Annotated in this window: 18 protein-coding genes and 5 tRNA genes; 16 read left to right on the forward strand and 7 right to left on the reverse strand. The window is 69.3% G+C overall.

Translation table 11 applies throughout. From position 1 onward, the window contains the following. Positions 1–34: 34 nt before the first annotated feature. The 4 genes from ACQEVG_RS27645 to ACQEVG_RS27660 all read right to left on the reverse strand — a co-directional run bounded on the left by ACQEVG_RS27645 (position 35) and on the right by ACQEVG_RS27660 (position 5,046). Complete coding sequence (locus ACQEVG_RS27645; protein ID WP_404723857.1) at positions 35–616, reverse strand: GTP-binding protein; 582 nt, start codon at positions 614–616, stop codon at positions 35–37. Beyond that, the gene (locus ACQEVG_RS27650; RefSeq protein ID WP_360877586.1) at positions 597–1,004 is read right to left on the reverse strand and encodes a DUF742 domain-containing protein; all 408 of its coding nucleotides are present in this window, start codon (positions 1,002–1,004) and stop codon (positions 597–599) included. The genes ACQEVG_RS27645 and ACQEVG_RS27650 overlap by 20 nt, the downstream gene beginning before the upstream one ends. 124 nt (positions 1,005–1,128) lie before the next feature. Then, positions 1,129–1,542, reverse strand: a complete 414-nt coding sequence (locus ACQEVG_RS27655; RefSeq protein WP_142214992.1) for a roadblock/LC7 domain-containing protein — start codon at positions 1,540–1,542, stop codon at positions 1,129–1,131. Between the two features lie 9 nt (positions 1,543–1,551). Continuing rightward, positions 1,552–5,046 (reverse strand): nitrate- and nitrite sensing domain-containing protein, encoded by a 3,495-nt coding sequence (locus ACQEVG_RS27660; protein ID WP_432988655.1) that lies wholly within the window; start codon positions 5,044–5,046, stop codon positions 1,552–1,554. Between the two features lie 579 nt (positions 5,047–5,625). On the opposite strand from ACQEVG_RS27660, the gene ACQEVG_RS27665 reads away from it, so the two are divergent. From ACQEVG_RS27665 to ACQEVG_RS27710, 10 genes are all read left to right on the forward strand, one after another. After that, positions 5,626–5,811: a hypothetical protein gene (locus tag ACQEVG_RS27665; protein ID WP_432988657.1), complete on the forward strand. Its 186-nt coding sequence runs from the start codon at positions 5,626–5,628 to the stop codon at positions 5,809–5,811. An 89-nt stretch (positions 5,812–5,900) separates the two neighbouring features. Then, positions 5,901–6,677, forward strand: a complete 777-nt coding sequence (locus tag ACQEVG_RS27670; RefSeq protein ID WP_432988659.1) for a fumarylacetoacetate hydrolase family protein — start codon at positions 5,901–5,903, stop codon at positions 6,675–6,677. Continuing rightward, on the forward strand, positions 6,670–8,145 hold the full coding sequence (gene gltX / locus ACQEVG_RS27675; RefSeq protein ID WP_432988661.1) for a glutamate--tRNA ligase: 1,476 nt from the start codon (positions 6,670–6,672) through the stop codon (positions 8,143–8,145). The genes ACQEVG_RS27670 and gltX overlap by 8 nt, the downstream gene beginning before the upstream one ends. 95 nt (positions 8,146–8,240) lie before the next feature. Next, positions 8,241–8,960 (forward strand): HAD family hydrolase, encoded by a 720-nt coding sequence (locus tag ACQEVG_RS27680; RefSeq protein WP_432988663.1) that lies wholly within the window; start codon positions 8,241–8,243, stop codon positions 8,958–8,960. Positions 8,961–9,047: 87 nt separating this feature from the next. After that, positions 9,048–9,119, forward strand: a tRNA-Gln gene (locus tag ACQEVG_RS27685). Positions 9,120–9,143: 24 nt separating this feature from the next. Further along, a tRNA-Glu gene (locus tag ACQEVG_RS27690) sits at positions 9,144–9,216 on the forward strand. A 61-nt stretch (positions 9,217–9,277) separates the two neighbouring features. Continuing rightward, a tRNA-Glu gene (locus tag ACQEVG_RS27695) sits at positions 9,278–9,350 on the forward strand. 16 nt (positions 9,351–9,366) lie between these two features. Then, positions 9,367–9,438, forward strand: a tRNA-Gln gene (locus ACQEVG_RS27700). Positions 9,439–9,472: 34 nt separating this feature from the next. Then, a tRNA-Glu gene (locus ACQEVG_RS27705) sits at positions 9,473–9,545 on the forward strand. Between the two features lie 100 nt (positions 9,546–9,645). Then, on the forward strand, positions 9,646–9,999 hold the full coding sequence (locus ACQEVG_RS27710; protein WP_432988665.1) for an STAS domain-containing protein: 354 nt from the start codon (positions 9,646–9,648) through the stop codon (positions 9,997–9,999). A gap of 364 nt (positions 10,000–10,363) precedes the next feature. On the opposite strand, the gene ndgR is transcribed toward ACQEVG_RS27710, so the two are convergent. Continuing rightward, complete coding sequence (gene ndgR, locus ACQEVG_RS27715) at positions 10,364–11,080, reverse strand: IclR family transcriptional regulator NdgR (protein WP_026278050.1); 717 nt, start codon at positions 11,078–11,080, stop codon at positions 10,364–10,366. 144 nt (positions 11,081–11,224) lie between these two features. On the opposite strand from ndgR, the gene leuC reads away from it, so the two are divergent. From leuC to ACQEVG_RS27735, 4 genes are all read left to right on the forward strand, one after another. Continuing rightward, complete coding sequence (leuC, locus tag ACQEVG_RS27720) at positions 11,225–12,649, forward strand: 3-isopropylmalate dehydratase large subunit (RefSeq protein WP_432988667.1); 1,425 nt, start codon at positions 11,225–11,227, stop codon at positions 12,647–12,649. Positions 12,650–12,654: 5 nt separating this feature from the next. Beyond that, positions 12,655–13,248 (forward strand): 3-isopropylmalate dehydratase small subunit, encoded by a 594-nt coding sequence (gene leuD, locus ACQEVG_RS27725; protein WP_432988669.1) that lies wholly within the window; start codon positions 12,655–12,657, stop codon positions 13,246–13,248. A 104-nt stretch (positions 13,249–13,352) separates the two neighbouring features. Then, the gene (locus ACQEVG_RS27730; RefSeq protein WP_432988671.1) at positions 13,353–13,580 is read left to right on the forward strand and encodes a hypothetical protein; all 228 of its coding nucleotides are present in this window, start codon (positions 13,353–13,355) and stop codon (positions 13,578–13,580) included. A gap of 154 nt (positions 13,581–13,734) precedes the next feature. Next, positions 13,735–14,379: an HU family DNA-binding protein gene (locus tag ACQEVG_RS27735; protein WP_432988673.1), complete on the forward strand. Its 645-nt coding sequence runs from the start codon at positions 13,735–13,737 to the stop codon at positions 14,377–14,379. A 72-nt stretch (positions 14,380–14,451) separates the two neighbouring features. Here the strand turns inward: ACQEVG_RS27735 and ACQEVG_RS27740 are convergent, their stop codons facing one another. Next, entirely contained in the window at positions 14,452–14,655 is a 204-nt protein-coding gene (locus ACQEVG_RS27740; protein ID WP_360877548.1) for a hypothetical protein, read from the reverse strand. 10 nt (positions 14,656–14,665) lie between these two features. Then, positions 14,666–15,379, reverse strand: a complete 714-nt coding sequence (gene cofC / locus ACQEVG_RS27745) for a 2-phospho-L-lactate guanylyltransferase (RefSeq protein WP_432988676.1) — start codon at positions 15,377–15,379, stop codon at positions 14,666–14,668. 148 nt (positions 15,380–15,527) lie between these two features. On the opposite strand from cofC, the gene ACQEVG_RS27750 reads away from it, so the two are divergent. Both ACQEVG_RS27750 and ACQEVG_RS27755 read left to right on the forward strand, forming a co-directional pair. Continuing rightward, on the forward strand, positions 15,528–16,280 hold the full coding sequence (locus tag ACQEVG_RS27750; protein ID WP_432988678.1) for a lysophospholipid acyltransferase family protein: 753 nt from the start codon (positions 15,528–15,530) through the stop codon (positions 16,278–16,280). Next, positions 16,277–17,290: an NAD(P)H-dependent glycerol-3-phosphate dehydrogenase gene (locus tag ACQEVG_RS27755; protein ID WP_432988680.1), complete on the forward strand. Its 1,014-nt coding sequence runs from the start codon at positions 16,277–16,279 to the stop codon at positions 17,288–17,290. The genes ACQEVG_RS27750 and ACQEVG_RS27755 overlap by 4 nt, the downstream gene beginning before the upstream one ends. The last annotated feature ends 23 nt before the right edge of the window (positions 17,291–17,313 follow it).

Consider the following 17,313-nt stretch of genomic DNA (forward strand, 5'->3'; position numbering starts at 1 on the left):
GCGCATAAGTACGACAACTGCGGTATGTCCGCGTCTACTTGAGCCGTGCCATCAGGGCGTGCTCGACCAGCGTGATCAGCGCACTCTTCGCGTCCGCACGGTGACGCGCGTCCGTCGTGATGATAGGAGCGTCCGGGCCGATCTGCAGTGCCTCGCGCACTTCCTCCGGGTTGTAGGGCTGGTGTCCGTCGAAGCCGTTGAGGGCGATGACGAACGGCAGACCGCTGTTCTCGAAGTAGTCGACCGCCGGGAAGCAGTCGGCGAGGCGCCGGGTGTCGACGAGGACGACCGCGCCGATGGCGCCGCGGACCAGGTCGTCCCACATGAACCAGAACCGGTCCTGTCCGGGCGTACCGAACAGGTAAAGGATCAGGTCCTGGTCCAGCGTGATACGGCCGAAGTCCATGGCCACCGTCGTGGTGGTCTTGTCGCCGGTGTGGGTCAGGTCGTCGATGCCCGCGGACGCAGACGTCATGACGGCCTCGGTACGCAGCGGGTTGATCTCCGAGACGGCGCCCACGAACGTGGTCTTGCCCACGCCGAAGCCGCCCGCCACCACGATCTTCGCGCTGGTGGTCGACCGGGCCCCGCTTCCGCTAGAGCTTGCGAAGTCCACTGAGCACCCTTTCGAGCAGTGTCACATCCGGCGTGCCGCCGGCCTCTCCGTTGCCCGGCTGATGGATCGCCACCATGCCCGCCTCCGCCAGGTCGGCCACCAGGATCCGGGCGACCCCGAGCGGCATCGACAGCAGCGCCGACACCTCGGCCACGGACTTGACCTCACGGCACAGGTGGCAGATCCGCTGGTGCTCGGGGAGCAGTGTCCCGAGGTGCGCCGGGTCGGCCGTGGTGCTGACCAGCGCCTCGATGGCGAGCTGGTAGCGCGGCCGGGTCCGTCCGCCGGTCATGGCGTACGGACGGACCAGCGGCTGGTCGCCCTCAAGTCCGTACGACGCGTCGACTGAGGCGCCGTACGGATCGTGAGAGGCGGGTGGCGGGGTCATGAATCCTCCGGGCGTGACAGCAAGTGGTCTGCGTGCCGTCTGAGTGGGCCGGTGGGGGGCCGTTCGGCCTGACGGTTACTGTGCGGTGGCGGGTAACTGGTGCGCCCCCGTGGGGAAGGCGGTATCAGTGCAGCAGGCTTCCCTGGAGTTCGGCGCGCAGGTCCGGCGTGAGGACACTGCCCGCGCGGTCCACCAGGAGAGCCATCTCGTAGCCCACCAGGCCGATGTCGCACTCGGGGTGCGCGAGCACGGCCAGCGATGAGCCGTCGGAGACGGACATCAGGAACAGAAAACCGCGCTCCATCTCGACCACGGTCTGGCTGACCGGACCGCCTTCGAAGATCCGGGAGGCCCCCGCTGTCAGCGAGGTCAGCCCGGACGCCACGGCGGCCAGCTGGTCGGCGCGGTCGCGGGGGAATCCTTCGGACATTGCCAGCAGAAGACCGTCGGCGGAGACCACCACTGTGTGGGACACCCCAGGGGTGTTGTCCACAAAGTTGGTGATCAACCAGTTCAGATTCTGCGCCGCCTGGCTCATCGGGCTCAACTAACGCTCCTGCTGGTGAGTGGGGCCGAGGTTGAAGCTGCCCGTCGTCGAACCGTTTTGCTGACGGCCCTGCTGAATGCCCCGACGGAGATTGGTCAGCCGGCCGCGCACGTCATCCGGCGCACGCGAGACCTGCGGACCTGACTGGTGGTTCTGCTCCTGCGCAGTGCCCGGCACAAGGTTGGCGCGCGGGACCCGGCGGGGCAGACCGGAGGTGGTGACGCCGCCGGCCGCGGGCTTCCTGACCCGCTCGGCCTGACGTACCAACTCGTCATTGGGCGAAGTGCGCCAAGCGGCACCGTTCGCGTTGGACGCATTGCCCGGGGTCGCCGGGGTCTGCGCGGGGGAGCGCTGCGGCATCGGCGGAACCGGACGGTCCGACGACTGCTGCGGGACTGCGGGCGGCTGGGCCGGCGGCTGCTGAGCCGGCTGGCCGTTCTGCCCACCGTGGAACCAGTTCGTCTCCAGCGTGTCATACAGCGGTGTACGGCCGTCGCCGGGTCCGGCCGGCGGCAGTGCCTCCGGCTGCGGCTGCGGCGGCAGCGCGTTCGCGGGACGGCGCGGGGCCGGCGGCTGCGGGGTGTTGAAGTCCGGCCGTGCGAACTGCGTCGTGGACGCCGGGTCCTGGGAGGGCGCTGCCGGGCGGGCGAACTGGCTGCCCGACGAGGACTCCGGGGAGCCGTACACATCGGGGCGTACGAACTGGCCGCCGGCACCCGGACGCGAACCGGAGCCCGCGCGGGGCTGCGGCGCGTTGTAGTCCGGCCGTGCGAACTCCGCCGTCGAACCGGGACCGCGCGTGGTGTCGCTGTCCTCGTGGCCGCGCGGAGCGTCCGTGGCCGGACGCTGCGGGGCGGCCGGCTGCTCATTGCCCCAGCTGGTGGTCTGCGGACGCTGGGGGCGCTGTGGCTCCTCGCGGCGCGGGTTGCCACCGGGCAGCTCGGCACGCGGGCCACCGGAGGGCGGCAGCTGGCGGCCGCGGTCACCCGGGGCGCTCTGCTGTGCGTCGTTGCGGGCAGGAGCGTTCTGCGCGCCACGGCCGCCACCCGAGCCGAAGGCACCGGCGAGACCGCCGCCCTGACCCTGGCCGGCGTGGCGCGGAGCCCCGTCGCGGCCCGGAAGCGCGGCACGCGGGGCCGAGCCCGCGCCGACCTGGCCGCGCGGCGCACCCGCGCCGAGCCGCCCGCCCGCGGGAGCACCGCCGAGACCGGGACGGCTGCCGCCGCCGGCTCCGCCGGGGCCGCTGTTCGGACGTCCGCCGCCGAGACCTGCGGGACCGCCCTGCCCCGGGGGCACGGCGCCCTGGCCGCCCGCACCGGGCATGCCGGCCGACGGCTTCTTGCCGCCGTGGGCGACGTCGACGGGGAGCATGACCAGCGCGGTCGTACCGCCGGAGTCGGAGGGGCGCAGCTGGATGCGGATGCCGTGTCGCAGGGACAGGCGGCCGACCACGAACAGACCCATGCGGCGCGAGACCGAGACGTCCACGGTGGGCGGCGACGCCAGCCGCTCGTTGATCGCGGCGAGGTCCTCGGGGGAGAGGCCGATGCCGGTGTCGTGGATCTCGACCAGGACGCGGCCGTCGGGCAGCGCGTGACCGGTGACGCGGACCTTGGTCTGCGGGGAGGAGAACGACGTCGCGTTCTCCAGCAGCTCTGCGAGGAGGTGCACAAGGTCGTTGACGACCCGGCCGGCGACCTCGGTCGTGGGGACCGCGGCCAGTTCGATGCGCTCGTACTGCTCCACCTCGGAGGCGGCGGCACGGAGCACGTCGACCAGCGGGACCGGGCGGGTCCACCGGCGGCCCGGCTCCTCGCCCGCGAGGACGAGAAGGTTCTCGCCGTTCCGGCGCATACGGGTCGCGAGGTGGTCCAGCTTGAAGAGGGAGGACAGCTGGTCCGGGTCGGCCTCGCGGGACTCCAGCTCGGAGATGAGCGAGAGCTGACGCTGGATGAGGCCCTGGCTGCGGCGCGAGAGGTTGGTGAACATCGCGTTGACGTTGCCTCGCAGCAGCGCCTGCTCGGCGGCGAGGCGGACCGCCTCGCGGTGCACGTCGTCGAAGGCCGCGGCCACCTGGCCGATCTCGTCCTTGGAGTGCACACCGACTGACTCGACGGAGGTGTCCACGTCCTGCGGGTCGGACTCGGAGAGCTGCTTGACCAGCTCGGGCAGGCGGTCCTGGGCGACCTTGGTCGCGGTGTCCTGCAGCCGACGCAGCGAGCGGATCATGGAGCGGGCCACGACGAAGGCGCCGACGAGCGAGACGCCGAGGACGACGAGGATCAGCGCACCGTTGATGATCGCGTCACGCTGCGACTGGTCGCGCAGTTCACGGGCCTTACCCTCCATCTGGCCGAGCAGCGTGGCCTCGATGGTCTTCATGGCGTTGATGCGGACCGAGTAGTCGTCGGTCCAGTCCAGGTGCGAACGCTCGGGCTGGGAGGCAAGACCGTTCTTGTTGTCCAGCGAGCGCTTGGCGTATTCCTCGGCCGCCGTGATGGTCGGGTTGCCGCTGTCGAGCGGGGCGGTCAGCTCGTCGGCCGAGCCGCCCGTGGACTCGTAGATCGACTTGAAGGCCGTGAGCTCGGTCTCGCCGTTGTCGCGGGCGGCCTTGCCGTAGAGCCGGTCGTTCTCGCTCAGGCCGGGGGCCGTCGCCTGGGCGCCGCCGGGCAGCGCGGCGGCGATGATCGCGCGCTGCATGGAGGCGTACTCCTTCGCGGAGGAGAACGCGGCCAGCGCACGCGTACGCTTGATCATTTCCGGGTTGCTGGTCGCCTGCGCCATGTCCTGCGAGAGGCTCAGCAGGGACTCGATCAGCCGGTGATAGCCCTCCACCGTCAGAGAGTTGACGTCCTGGGCGTATGCGTCCTTGCGGATGGTGCTGAGCCTGTTGACCTGGACGGCGATCTGGTTCGCGTTGGCGCGGATGGACTCCAGCGCGTCGTCGTTGTCCGAGTTGGGGATGTCCCGGGTGGCCTCGAGGAAGGCCTTCCTGGCCCGGTCGGTCGCCGCCCGGGGACCGCTGACCTTGAAGTCCGTCTTGTCATTGGGGTCGTTGGCCAGCGGACCGGCCGACAGGTCGCGCTCCGCCTGGAGGGCCTGCGCCAGCTCGGTCGCCTGCTTGGTCATCTTGGTGAGCAGCTGCATGTGATCCAGCTGCCGCATGTCGTTCATGGACTCGTTGATGCGGAGTCCGCCCAGTGTGGTCGCCGCGACGACCGGCAGGGTCAGCAGGGAGACCAGACGGGTGCTGATGCGCCAGTTGCGCAGCGCTATTCGCGACCCGGCGTCCTGGGACCCCTTCGGCTTCGGCGGGGCGCCGGGCCCGTCGCCACTGGGAGCCGCCGCGCCGGGGCGCGCGGCACGCTCGCCGCTGTCGCCGGGCGCTGTCGGCCCCTGGTTGTGGGTGTGCTGGGGCGAGGAGCCGCGGTCGGTCCCGCCGCGCGGCTCCTGTTCCGCCGCAGCGCTGCCATCCCTCTTGAAACGTCCCTGCACTAGCGTCGCAACCTCTGGACCAGGCGTCCCTCCGCTTGCACAGCGGGACGGTGTCGGCGTCGTGGGGCGAAGAACGCGCCCCAGTGGTGGTCGTGAGTGACCGGCGCTGCTCCCCCTTCCCCGCCGCCACCCGGCGCTGCGTTGCGCCCATTGCGCGCCGGACTGAAACCGCGGCGGTGCGTGGAATTCCAGCACAGTGCAGGATCTCCAACAAGAGCCGTGTACCGGGCTGTGACCTGGATGACACGGTGTGAGCGTGGCGTCACAAGACGTAGAAACGGTTCGCGGAGGAAACGGACTTTTCCTTACGAGTTACTTGGGTGCGAGGGGTGTCCCAGTCGCCATGATCAGGAGCGGAATATTGCCTTCCGTCGTGCAATGTCCGTTTCGGTAGAGATGGTTGGCTGTCGGAAATGACCGGATTGACCATCAACGCGTGAGGAAACTCACACGTAGATCGGTGTCTCTCTCAGGCTTCTCCGGGGAATTTGATGTTTAGCCTGTCGCTTTACAGTGATGGGAAATACGTCAACCGCGCTCGCCGCAGCGCCCGTAGTCCGACAAGGTCTGAAGCCACAGATGAAGACGATGATGTTCCGCAACATAGCCAACCCCCGGCGCACCACGCTCGCGCACCTCACGGACGCCGACGAGCTGCAGACGCCGGAGCAGCAGGAGCACACGGTCGATCTTCCCACCCACACGGCCAACCCCCGCCGCACGATCCTCGTGGACGCCCCCACCCTCGTGGATGCCCCCGCGTAGTAATGCGCGAGGCGGGTGCGCCCACCGCGTTAGCCTGGAGCGTCAGACTCCAGCCAGCGCAATCAGTAGCAGAGGGGCACCCGCATCCCGTGCGCATCGCCAGGTTCTCCATCGACGGCAATGTCGCCTTCGGCGCGGTCGAGGGCAACAGCCCCGACGAGCTCGTCCTCGACATCATCAAGGGCATCCCGTTCGCGGACTTCGAGCTCTCCGGTACGAAGGTACCGCTGAGCAAGGTCCGGCTGCTGCCGCCCGTGCTTCCCAACAAAGTCGTGGCCTTCGGCCGCAACTACGCGGAACACGCGGCGGAACTCGGCCACGAGGTCCCCGATGCGCCGTTCGCCTTCTTCAAGCCGTCCACCTCGGTGATCGGCCCCGGCGACCCCATCGCGTACCCCTCCTTCTCGAAGGAGCTGCACCACGAGGCCGAACTGGCCGTGGTCATCGTCCGGATGTGCCGCGAGGTCCCGCGCGAGCGGGTCAAGGACGTCATCCTCGGCTACACCTGCGCAAACGACGTCACCGCGCGGGATGTCCAACGGCGCGAGAAGCAGTGGGCCAGGGCCAAGGGCTTCGACAGCTCCTGCCCGCTCGGCCCCTGGGTGGAGACCGACCTCGACCCGAGCGACCTGACCATCCAGTGCACGGTCAACGGTGAACAACGCCAGCTCGGCCGCACGAGTCAGATGATCCACTCCATCGAGGACCTGATCGTCAACATCTCCGAGGCCATGACGCTGCTCCCGGGCGACGTCGTCCTGACCGGCACCCCGGCCGGGGTCGGCCCCCTCAACGTCGGCGACGAGGTCGCCGTCACCATTCAAGGCATCGGCACTCTCACCAACAAGGTGATCAAGCGTGACTAACGGATCCGTCCGCGTACGTTTCTGTCCCTCGCCGACCGGCAACCCGCATGTGGGTCTGGTCCGCACCGCCCTGTTCAACTGGGCCTTCGCCCGGCACAACGGCGGCACCATGGTCTTCCGCATCGAGGACACCGACGCGGCGCGCGACTCCGAGGAGTCGTACAACCAGCTGCTCGACTCGATGCGCTGGCTCGGCCTGGACTGGGACGAGGGCCCCGAGGCCGGCGGCCCGCACGCCCCCTACCGCCAGTCCCAGCGGATGGACATCTACAAGGACGTCGCCGAGAAGCTGATGGCCGGCGGTTACGCGTACGAGTGCTTCTGCACCGCCGTCGAGCTCGAGGCCCGCCGCGACGCCGCCCGCCTGGCCGGCAAGCCCTCGGGCTACGACGGTACGTGCCGCAACCTCTCCGCCGAGCGCATCACGCGCTACAAGGAGGAGGGCCGCCCGGCCATCGTGCGCTTCAAGATGCCCGACGAGCCGATCACCTTCAACGACCTGGTCCGCGGCGAGCTGACCTTCACCCCGGACAACGTCCCGGACTACGGCATCGTGCGCGCCAACGGCGCACCGCTGTACACACTGGTCAACCCGGTCGACGACGCGCTGATGGAGATCACGCACGTGCTGCGCGGAGAGGACCTGCTGTCCTCCACACCGCGCCAGATCGCGCTCTACAAGGCGCTGATCGAGCTGGGCGTCGCCAAGGAGATCCCGGAGTTCGGCCATCTGCCGTACGTCATGGGCGAGGGCAACAAGAAGCTTTCCAAGCGCGACCCGCAGGCATCCCTGAACCTGTACCGCGAGCGCGGCTTCCTCCCCGAGGGCCTGCTGAACTACCTGTCGCTGCTCGGCTGGTCCTTCTCCGCCGACCAGGACATCTTCTCGGTCGCCGAGCTGGTGGAGAAGTTCGACATCGCGGACGTCAACGCCAACCCGGCCCGCTTCGACCTCAAGAAGGCCGAGGCGATCAACGCCGACCACATCCGCCGGCTGGATGTGAAGGCCTTCACCGAGGCGTGCCGACCCTGGCTGCAGGCCCCGCACGCCAACTGGGCCCCGGAGCAGTTCGACGAGGCCGCCTGGCAGGCGATCGCCCCGTACGCCCAGACCCGGCTGACCGTCCTCTCGGACATCACCGCCAACGTCGACTTCCTCTTCCTGGACGCCCCGGTCGAGGACGAGGCGTCCTGGGCGAAGGCGATGAAGGAGGGCTCGGACGCGCTGCTGCGAACGGCCCGCGAGAAGCTGGAGTCGGCGGACTGGTCCAGCGCGGAGTCCTTGAAGAACGCGGTCCTGGCGGCGGGCGAGGAGCACGGCCTGAAGCTGGGCAAGGCGCAGGCTCCGGTCCGCGTGGCGGTCACGGGCCGCACGGTGGGGCTGCCGCTCTTCGAGTCGCTGGAGATCCTGGGCAAGGAGAAGACGCTGTCGCGTATCGACGCGGCACTGGCGAAGCTGGCGGCGTAGCCGTACGGCCGGCCACCGGGACGGTTCTCGGGGTGCGGTCGGAGACAACTCCCGAACCCCCGGCCGGGGGGTGGCGCCCGGGGTACCGTCGGATCATGGGCATCCGCGCGGTCCTGTGGGACGTCGACGACACGATCTTCGACTACGCCCGCGCCGACCGTGCCGGTATGCAGCAGCACCTCGCGTCCGAGGGCCTGGTCGACGGATACGCCTCCGTCGACCAGGCCCTCGGCCATTGGCGCAAGATCACCGATCAGCACTGGGCGCGCTTCTCCGCCGGCGAGACCGACTGGGAGGGGCAGCGCCGCGACCGCGTGCGGTCCTTCGTCGGGCGTCAGCTGAGCGACGCCGACGCCGACGCCTGGTTCGACCGGTACATCGTCCACTACGAGGCCGCCTGGTCGCTCTTCCCCGACGCCGTCCCCGCCCTGGACCTGCTCGCCGCCGACTACCGCCATGCGGTCCTCTCCAACTCCTCCCTCCACAACCAGGAGCGGAAGCTGCGCATCCTCGGCGTGCGCGACCGGTTCGAGGCCGTCGTGTGCGCCGCCGAGCTGGGTGTTTCCAAGCCCGAGGCCGCGGCCTTCCACGCCGCTTGCAAGGCACTCGGACTGCCGCCCGGGGAGGTGGTGTACGTGGGTGATCAGCCGGACATCGACGCCCGCGGAGCCGTGGACGCGGGTCTGGCCGGAATCTGGCTGGACCGCACCGGTCTCGGCGGGCGTCCCGAGCTCATTCGGATCACCGGTCTCGACCAGCTCCCTGGCCTGTTGCGCGGCGATACCCGTTTTGGAGCGCCGGACACCTTCGGGTAATGTTCTTCCTGCGCCGCCCGAGAGGGCCGAGAGGTCCGGCCGGGGAGCGCAAGCCAAACAAACCCCCTCCCGGGGGTTGAGTTTTGGTGGGCTATGGTGTAATTGGCAGCACGACTGATTCTGGTTCAGTTAGTCTAGGTTCGAGTCCTGGTAGCCCAGCTCGCAGAATTGATCTTCTGCAAAGCCCCCGTTGTGTAGCGGCCTAGCACGCTGCCCTCTCAAGGCAGTAGCGCCGGTTCGAATCCGGTCGGGGGTACAGATCCTTCCCGCGAGATCATCAGGGTCGCACCCGATGACATCGATGCAGGATCGCTAGGGCCCCCGTTGTGTAGCGGCCTAGCACGCCGCCCTCTCAAGGCGGTAGCGCCGGTTCGAATCCGGTCGGGGGTACTGGTCTAAACCACCATGGGCTATGGTGTAATTGGCAGCACGAGTGATTCTGGTTCATTTAGTCTAGGTTCGAGTCCTGGTAGCCCAGCGCAGTTGAGCAGCTGAACTGCAGCAGCGAGCAGGCCCCCGTTGTGTAGCGGCCTAGCACGCCGCCCTCTCAAGGCGGTAGCGCCGGTTCGAATCCGGTCGGGGGTACGCATTGAAGAGGCCCTCCGCGATATCGCGGAGGGCCTCTTCGCGTGTGCGCGCTTCCTCCCGTCTTCCTCCGGTGCCCGCAGCGGCGGATACTCCGCGCATGGATGCTGTCGGCGCGGAATCTCTCGTACGGACCGCGGAGTTACGCATCACCCGCTTCCGCCGACCGCCGGGGCTGAGGATCGAGGGCGTGGTGGACGTCCACACGCACCGCCATCTGCGCAGCGCGCTCGAAGTGGTCGGGTCGGTCGACGGTGATCTCCAACTGGAGCTCTCCGGGCTGGAGTTCCTCGATCTCGGCGGACTGCGGATGCTGATCGGCTTCGCCGGTACCCGAAACCCGGGCCACCACGTGGAGTTGACCGGTCTCGCGCCGCATCTGCGCAATGTGATCGCGCTCGTCGGCTGGGACGAGACCCCCGGTCTGCTGCTGGGGGAGCACCCTGTCAACTGACCGGGTCGGCCAGGGATTTGCGCACCACGCCTGTCTGTAGGGAGACGAAGAGGAATTCCTGGCGATGGCCGTGCCCTTCGCCGAGGAGGGACTTGCCGCGGGGGAGTCGGTGCGGCGGGTCCGGCGGACGAGGCGCTGACCTGGCTGCCGGCCTGTTGCCTTTGCCCGCCCCTTCCCGTAACCGGTGCTTCGCCCCAGACCCCGGACGGGCACATCAAGCCCGCCGACGTTTGAGGCGTGGGGGTCCCGCCAGCCCGCCAGGGCGCAGGGGGAGGACCACCTGGGGCGAAGCCCCGGGTCGGGAAGAGGCGGGGCGGGGAAACAGGCCCGCCGCAGGTGTCGGCCGGCCCACGCGGACGAGGAATCAGCCGGAGCGGCGCAGCGCCTCGCTCAGGCGGGCCGCGGCGTCGATGACCGCCTGGGCGTGCATACGGCCCGGGTGGCGGGTCAGCCGCTCGATCGGGCCGGAGACCGAGACCGCCGCCACCACGCGGTTGGAGGGGCCGCGCACCGGCGCGGAGACGGACGCGACGCCCGGCTCGCGCTCGCCGATCGACTGGGCCCAGCCCCGGCGCCGTACGCCGGACAGGGCGGTCGCCGTGAAGCGCGCCCCCTGCAGGCCGCGATGCAGCCGCTCCGGCTCCTCCCAGGCCATCAGGATCTGGGCCGATGAGCCGGCCTTCATGGTGAGCGTGGAGCCGACCGGCACGGTGTCCCGCAGTCCGGACAGCCGTTCCGCCGCGGCCACGCAGATGCGCATGTCTCCCTGGCGGCGGTAGAGCTGTGCGCTCTCGCCCGTCACGTCGCGCAGGTGGGTGAGCACCGGCCCGGCCGTGGCCAGCAGCCGGTCCTCGCCCGCCGCCGCGGCGAGCTCGGCCAGCCGCGGGCCCAGGATGAACCGGCCCTGCATGTCCCTCGCCACCATCCGGTGGTGTTCCAGTGCCACGGCAAGGCGATGTGCCGTGGGTCGTGCGAGCCCTGTCGCCGCGACCAGCCCGGCGAGGGTGGCCGGACCGGACTCCAGAGCGCTCAGTACCAGAGCTGCCTTGTCGAGAACGCCGACGCCGCTAGAGTTGTCCATGCAACGATATTCACGTCTCACACTGTGAAACGCAAGTTCAAATTTCCCGGGAACTTGCGACGCTGTAGTGGCGGCCCGCGGACCAACGGGTTCCGCACAAGATCTCTAGTTGTGTCGGCGGCACAGCCGGCCGGAGGGAAAGCGATGGGTAGGACACTCGCGGAGAAGGTCTGGGACGACCATGTCGTCCGGCGCGCAGAGGGCGAGCCCGACCTCCTCTTCATCGATCTGCACCTGCTGCACGAGGTGACCAGCCCCCAGGCCTTCGACGGGCTGCGCCAGAATGGCCGCCAGGTGCGCAGGCTCGACCTCACCATCGCGACCGAGGATCACAACACCCCGACCCTCGACATCGACAAGCCGATTGCGGACCCGGTTTCCCGTGCCCAGTTGGAAACCCTGCGCAAGAACTGTGCCGACTTCGGCGTACGGCTGCACCCGCTGGGCGATGTCGAGCAGGGCGTCGTCCACGTCGTGGGCCCCCAGCTGGGTCTGACCCAGCCCGGCACCACCGTGGTCTGCGGCGACTCGCACACCTCCACCCACGGCGCTTTCGGCGCGCTCGCGTTCGGCATCGGCACCTCCCAGGTGGAGCATGTGCTGGCGACCCAGACGCTGCCGCTGGCCCGGCCCAAGACCATGGCCATCACGATCGAGGGCGAGCTGCCCGACGGCGTCACCGCCAAGGACCTGATCCTGGCCATCATCGCCCGGATCGGCACCGGCGGCGGCCAGGGCTACATCCTGGAGTACCGCGGCTCGGCCATCGAGAAGCTCTCGATGGAGGCCCGGATGACCATCTGCAACATGTCGATCGAGGCCGGCGCCCGGGCGGGCATGATCGCCCCCGACCAGACCACCTTCGACTATCTGCGGGGTCGCGACCACGCCCCCGAGGGCGCGGACTGGGACGCCGCCGTCGCGTACTGGCAGACCCTGCGTACCGACGACGACGCGGTCTTCGACGCCGAGGTGTTCATCGACGCCGCCGAACTGTCGCCGTTCGTCACCTGGGGCACCAACCCCGGCCAGGGTGCGCCCCTGTCGGCCAACGTCCCCGACCCGGCTTCGTACGAGGACGCTTCGGAGCGCCACGCCGCCGAAAAGGCCCTGGAATACATGGGGTTGACCGCCGGACAGCGGCTGCGCGACATCAAGGTCGACACCGTCTTCGTAGGCTCCTGCACCAACGGCCGTATCGAGGACCTGCGCTCGGCCGCGGGCATCCTGGAGGGCCGCAAAGTCGCCGACGGCGTACGGATGCTGGTGGTCCCCGGCTCCGTACGGGTCGCGCTGCAGGCCGTCGAGGAGGGCCTGAACACGGTCTTCACCGACGCCGGCGCCGAATGGCGGCATGCGGGCTGCTCGATGTGCCTGGGCATGAACCCCGACCAACTGGCGCCCGGCGAGCGCTCCGCGTCCACCTCCAACCGCAACTTCGAGGGCAGGCAGGGCAAGGGCGGCCGCACCCATCTGGTCTCGCCGCAGGTGGCCGCCGCGACCGCGGTGCTGGGCCATCTGGCCTCGCCCGCCGACCTGTCCGACGCCCGCACCCCCGTGGAGGCCTGAGAACCATGGAAGCTTTCACCACGCACACCGGCCGGGCCGTCCCGCTGCGCCGCAGCAACGTCGACACCGACCAGATCATCCCGGCCCACTGGCTGAAGAAGGTCACCCGCGACGGCTTCGAGGACGGGCTCTTCGAGGCCTGGCGCAAGGACGCCTCCTTCGTTCTCAACCAGCCGGAGCGGCAGGGGGCCACCGTCCTGGTCGCCGGCCCCGACTTCGGCACCGGCTCCTCCCGCGAGCACGCGGTGTGGGCCCTGCAGAACTACGGCTTCAAGGCCGTCATCTCGTCCCGGTTCGCGGACATCTTCCGGGGCAACTCGCTCAAGAACGGCCTGCTGACAGTGGTTCTGGAGCAGAAGGTCGTCGACGCGCTCTGGGAGCTGGCCGAGGCCGACCCGAGCGCCGAAATCACCGTGGACTTGGAGAAGCGTCAAGTTCTGGCCGAGGGAATCACGGCCGATTTCGAGCTTGACGAGAACGCCCGCTGGCGGCTGCTGAACGGTCTGGACGACATCAGCCTCACCCTTCAGAACGAAGCGGACATCGCGGCTTACGAGGCCACCCGACCGGGCTTCAAGCCCCGCACAATTGAGGTCTGAGCAGCGCTTTTCCCTTACTGCGCCCCCCACCCTGCGGTGGGGGGCGCAGTCGCTTGTTGAGACCCTGCCGGGCGACAACTCGCCCCAGATGGCACAATCGGTGCATGGAACGCGACAACCAACTCGAGCTCTACGAGGCAGTCGCGGCCCGGCTGAAGGAAGCGCACGCAAGGGTGCGCGCACTGCAAGTCCCGGAGGGCGTAAGGATGGCGCTGTCCCGGAAGCTGCTGGTCGTCACGGCAGCGGCGAAGCACGATCTCCCGGATGCGGCAAGGCGTCTGGACCGCTTGATGAAGGACCTCGACGAGGGCCGATTCCCTGAAGGCGACTGACCACCCGGACTTCCGCGAACGTCGGCTTTGGTCGACTTCGTTGCGGCACTAGGGTGATTAGCCCGTTTCGTGTTTGATTTGCGGTATATATCTGCCTAACGTGCGAAAAAGCCTGGACGCATTCGTTCCGGCCAATGTCTCCGAAGGGGAAGACGTGAACAAGGCGCAGCTCGTAGAAGCGATTGCCGACAAGGTCGGCGGCCGTCAGCAGGCCGCGGACGCGGTCGACGCGGTACTTGACGCGATCGTCCGCGCAGTTGTCGGCGGAGACCGGGTTTCGGTCACCGGCTTCGGCTCGTTCGAGAAGGTGGACCGTCCTGCTCGTTACGCACGCAACCCGCAGACGGGTGAGCGCGTGCGGGTCAAGAAGACCTCGGTTCCGCGGTTCCGCGCGGGTCAGGGCTTCAAGGACCTGGTGAGCGGCTCGAAGAAGCTCCCCCGCGGTGGTGAGGTCGCCGTCAAGAAGGCTCCGAAGGGCAGCCTCTCGGGCGGCGTTTCCCGCACCACCGTCAAGAAGGCCGCGGCGAAGAAGACCACCGCCAAGAAGGCGGTGGCCAAGAAGGCCGCGGCGAAGAAGACGGTGGCGAAGAAGGCCGCGGCGAAGAAGACGGTGGCCAAGAAGGCCGCCGCCAAGAAGACGACGGCGAAGAAGGCCACTCCGGCCAAGAAGGCCACCGCCAAGAAGGCGGCAGCCAAGAAGACCGCGCCGGCCAAGAAGGCCACCGCCAAGAAGGCGCCCGCCAAGAAGGCCACGGCGCGCAAGACCGCCGCGAAGAAGGCCGCCGCCAGGAGGAAGTAAGCGGCAAACGGGCACAAAGCCACTCACGCGCCGGGCCGGGCTCCCCCTGGGGAGCCCGGCCCGCGGCGCGTTTCAGAGGGTCTGAAGCGTCACCAGAGTGATACGGCGGGCGTCGCCCTCGCCCTCGGTCTCGATGCGGACCCGCTGGCCCGGCCGGAGCAGCCGCAGGCCGCCGGCGTCGAAGGCCGCGGCGTCGAACGCCACCGGGGTGCCGTCGTCGAGCAGCACGCTCCCGCTGCGGGTCTCTGAGTCGTAGGTGTACGAGGTCGCCTGCATGCCTGCCACCTTAAGGCGTCTCCAGAGTGCGGGCGTCGGCCTGGCTCTCCGGCGTATGGACGCCGGCCGCCCAGCGCTCCGCGGTCCGCGGGCCCACGCCCAGGGCGAGCGCGGCCGCCAGATCGTCCCCGGTGTCCACGTCCTGGCGCACCGAATCCACTCCGCAGAGCAGGATTTCCGCGGCCCCCGAAGCCAAATGCCGGCGTCGGGAGCGGCCGCCGAAAGCGGGGCGCAATTCCACCCCGGGTGCCGCCGAGAGCAATGTCGTGCCGATTCCTGCCGCATCCGTCAGAAATGCCCGGGGAAATACCGAAGCGCGCGCAAGCACCCGCGTCAATTCCGGGGGACGCAATGCGGGCAGATCGGCGTTGAGCGCCGCGACCGCCGCGCCCGGCCGCAGCTCCCGCACCGCCTCAGCCCCGTGCGACAGCGCGGCGTTGAGTCCCGCGGCCGGGGAGTCCGGCACGATCCGCGCCCCCAGCGCCGCGAGCTCGGCCGCGGCCGCGGGGTCGTCCGTGACTACTGCCACATCCCGTACCGCCGTGCAGGTTAGCGCCGCGACCACCGTGTCCTGGGCGAAGGCGAGCGCGAGATGCGGCCGCAGCGTGTCGTCCGCGGCCCTGGCGAGCCTGCTCTTGGCCAGTACGAGGGGCTTCAGCGGCACGACCAGGGACCAGTGGTCCATCGCGTCGGTGTTCGTGGCGAGCTCTCCGTCCATCCGCATCGGTGCCTCATTGTGGCCCGGGCCCGGGCAGATCCGGCGGTCTCGGCCGGGAGCCGGGCGTACGGTGTTCTCGACAGACCAGGGGCCTGGGGCGACACTTGACCCCCAGCAGCCGGGCGGCAGCCCGGCAATAGAGGAAGGTGTCCGCGTGTCCCGCCGTAGAATCGGCTTCTGGTACCGCTTGGCAGCGGTCATCGCCAAACCGCCGTTGTTGGTTCTGTTCAAGCGGGACTGGCGGGGAATGGAACACATTCCGGCGGACGGCGGATTCATCACCGCTATCAACCACAACTCGTACCTCGACATGTTCTCCTACGGCCACTTCCAGTACAACAGCGGACGTGTGCCCCGATTCCTGGCCAAGGCCGCGCTCTTCAAGGCGCCCGTGGTGGGGGTCCTGCTGCGAGGTACGCGCCAGATTCCCGTCTACCGCGAGTCCTCCAATGCCGTCGGCGCCTTCCGCGCCGCCGTCGACGCCGTCAACCGCGGCGAATGCGTCGCCTTCTATCCCGAGGGCACGCTCACCCGCGATCCGGGCATGTGGCCCATGACCGCGAAGACCGGAGTCGCGCGTGCGGCCCTGCTGACCAAGGCGCCCGTCATTCCGGTCGCCCAGTGGGGCGCCAACTTGGCGATGCCGCCGTACGCCAAGGAGAAGAAGGTCCGCCTCTTCCCGCGCAAGACGCTCAAGGTGCAGGCGGGTCCGCCGGTCGACCTCGGCCGCTTCTACGGCAAGGACCCCACGCCCGAGGTGCTGAAGGAGGCGACCGAGGCGATCATGGCCGCGATCACCGGCCAGCTGGAGGAGCTGCGCGGCGAGAGGGCCCCCGAGAAGCCGTTCGATCTGCGCGAAGTTCTCGTGCAGCAGCGCCGCAAGGCCGCCGAGGAGGGCACCAAGTGACCCGCGCCGCCACCAAGGCAGCAGTTTTCGGAACCGGTTCCTGGGGCACGGCATTCGCCATGGTCCTCGCCGACGCGGGCTGCGAGGTGACCCTCTGGGGCCGTCGCGCCGAACCAGTCGATGCCATCAACGCCACCCGCACCAATCCCGACTATCTGCCGGGAATTGAGCTTCCCGAGGCGGTACGGGCCACCACCGACCCCGCCGAGGCCGCGGCCGGCGCCGACTTCACCGTCCTCGCCGTCCCCTCCCAGACCCTGCGCGGCAACCTCGCCTCCTGGGGGCCGCTGCTGGCGTCCCACACCGTCCTCGTTTCCCTGATGAAGGGCATCGAACTCGGCACCGCCAAGCGGATGAGCGAGGTCATCGAGGAGGTCGCCAAGGCCCCCGCCGAGCGCGTCGCCGTGGTCACGGGCCCCAACCTCGCCAAGGAGATCGCCCAGCGCCGGCCGGCCGCCGCCGTGGTCGCCTGCCGTGACGAATCGGTCGCCCAGCGGCTCCAGTCCGCCTGCCACACCCCGTACTTCCGCCCGTACACCAACACCGACGTGGTCGGCTGCGAACTCGGCGGCGCCGTCAAGAACGTCATCGGCCTCGCCGTCGGCATCGCCGACGGCATGGGTCTCGGCGACAACGCCAAGGGCTCACTGATCACCCGCGGCCTGGCCGAGACCACCCGGCTGGGCCTCGCGATGGGCGCGGACCCGCTGACCTTCTCCGGGCTCGCCGGTCTCGGCGATCTGGTGGCCACCTGCTCGTCGCCGCTGTCCCGCAACCACACCTTCGGCACCAACCTGGGCAAGGGCATGACCCTGCAGGAGACGATCGCGGTCACCAAGCAGACCGCCGAGGGCGTCAAGTCCTGTGAATCGGTGCTCGATCTGGCGCGCAGGCACGGTGTCGACATGCCGATCACGGAGATGGTCGTCGGCATCGTCCACGAGGGCAAGCCGCCGGTGGTCGCCCTCAAGGAACTGATGAGCCGCAGCGCCAAGGCCGAGCGCCGCTGACGTGATTCCGGCCAGCGGGTAGT

Source organism: Streptomyces sp. CA-135486 (genome assembly GCF_050936555.1).
GTDB lineage: Bacteria > Actinomycetota > Actinomycetes > Streptomycetales > Streptomycetaceae > Streptomyces.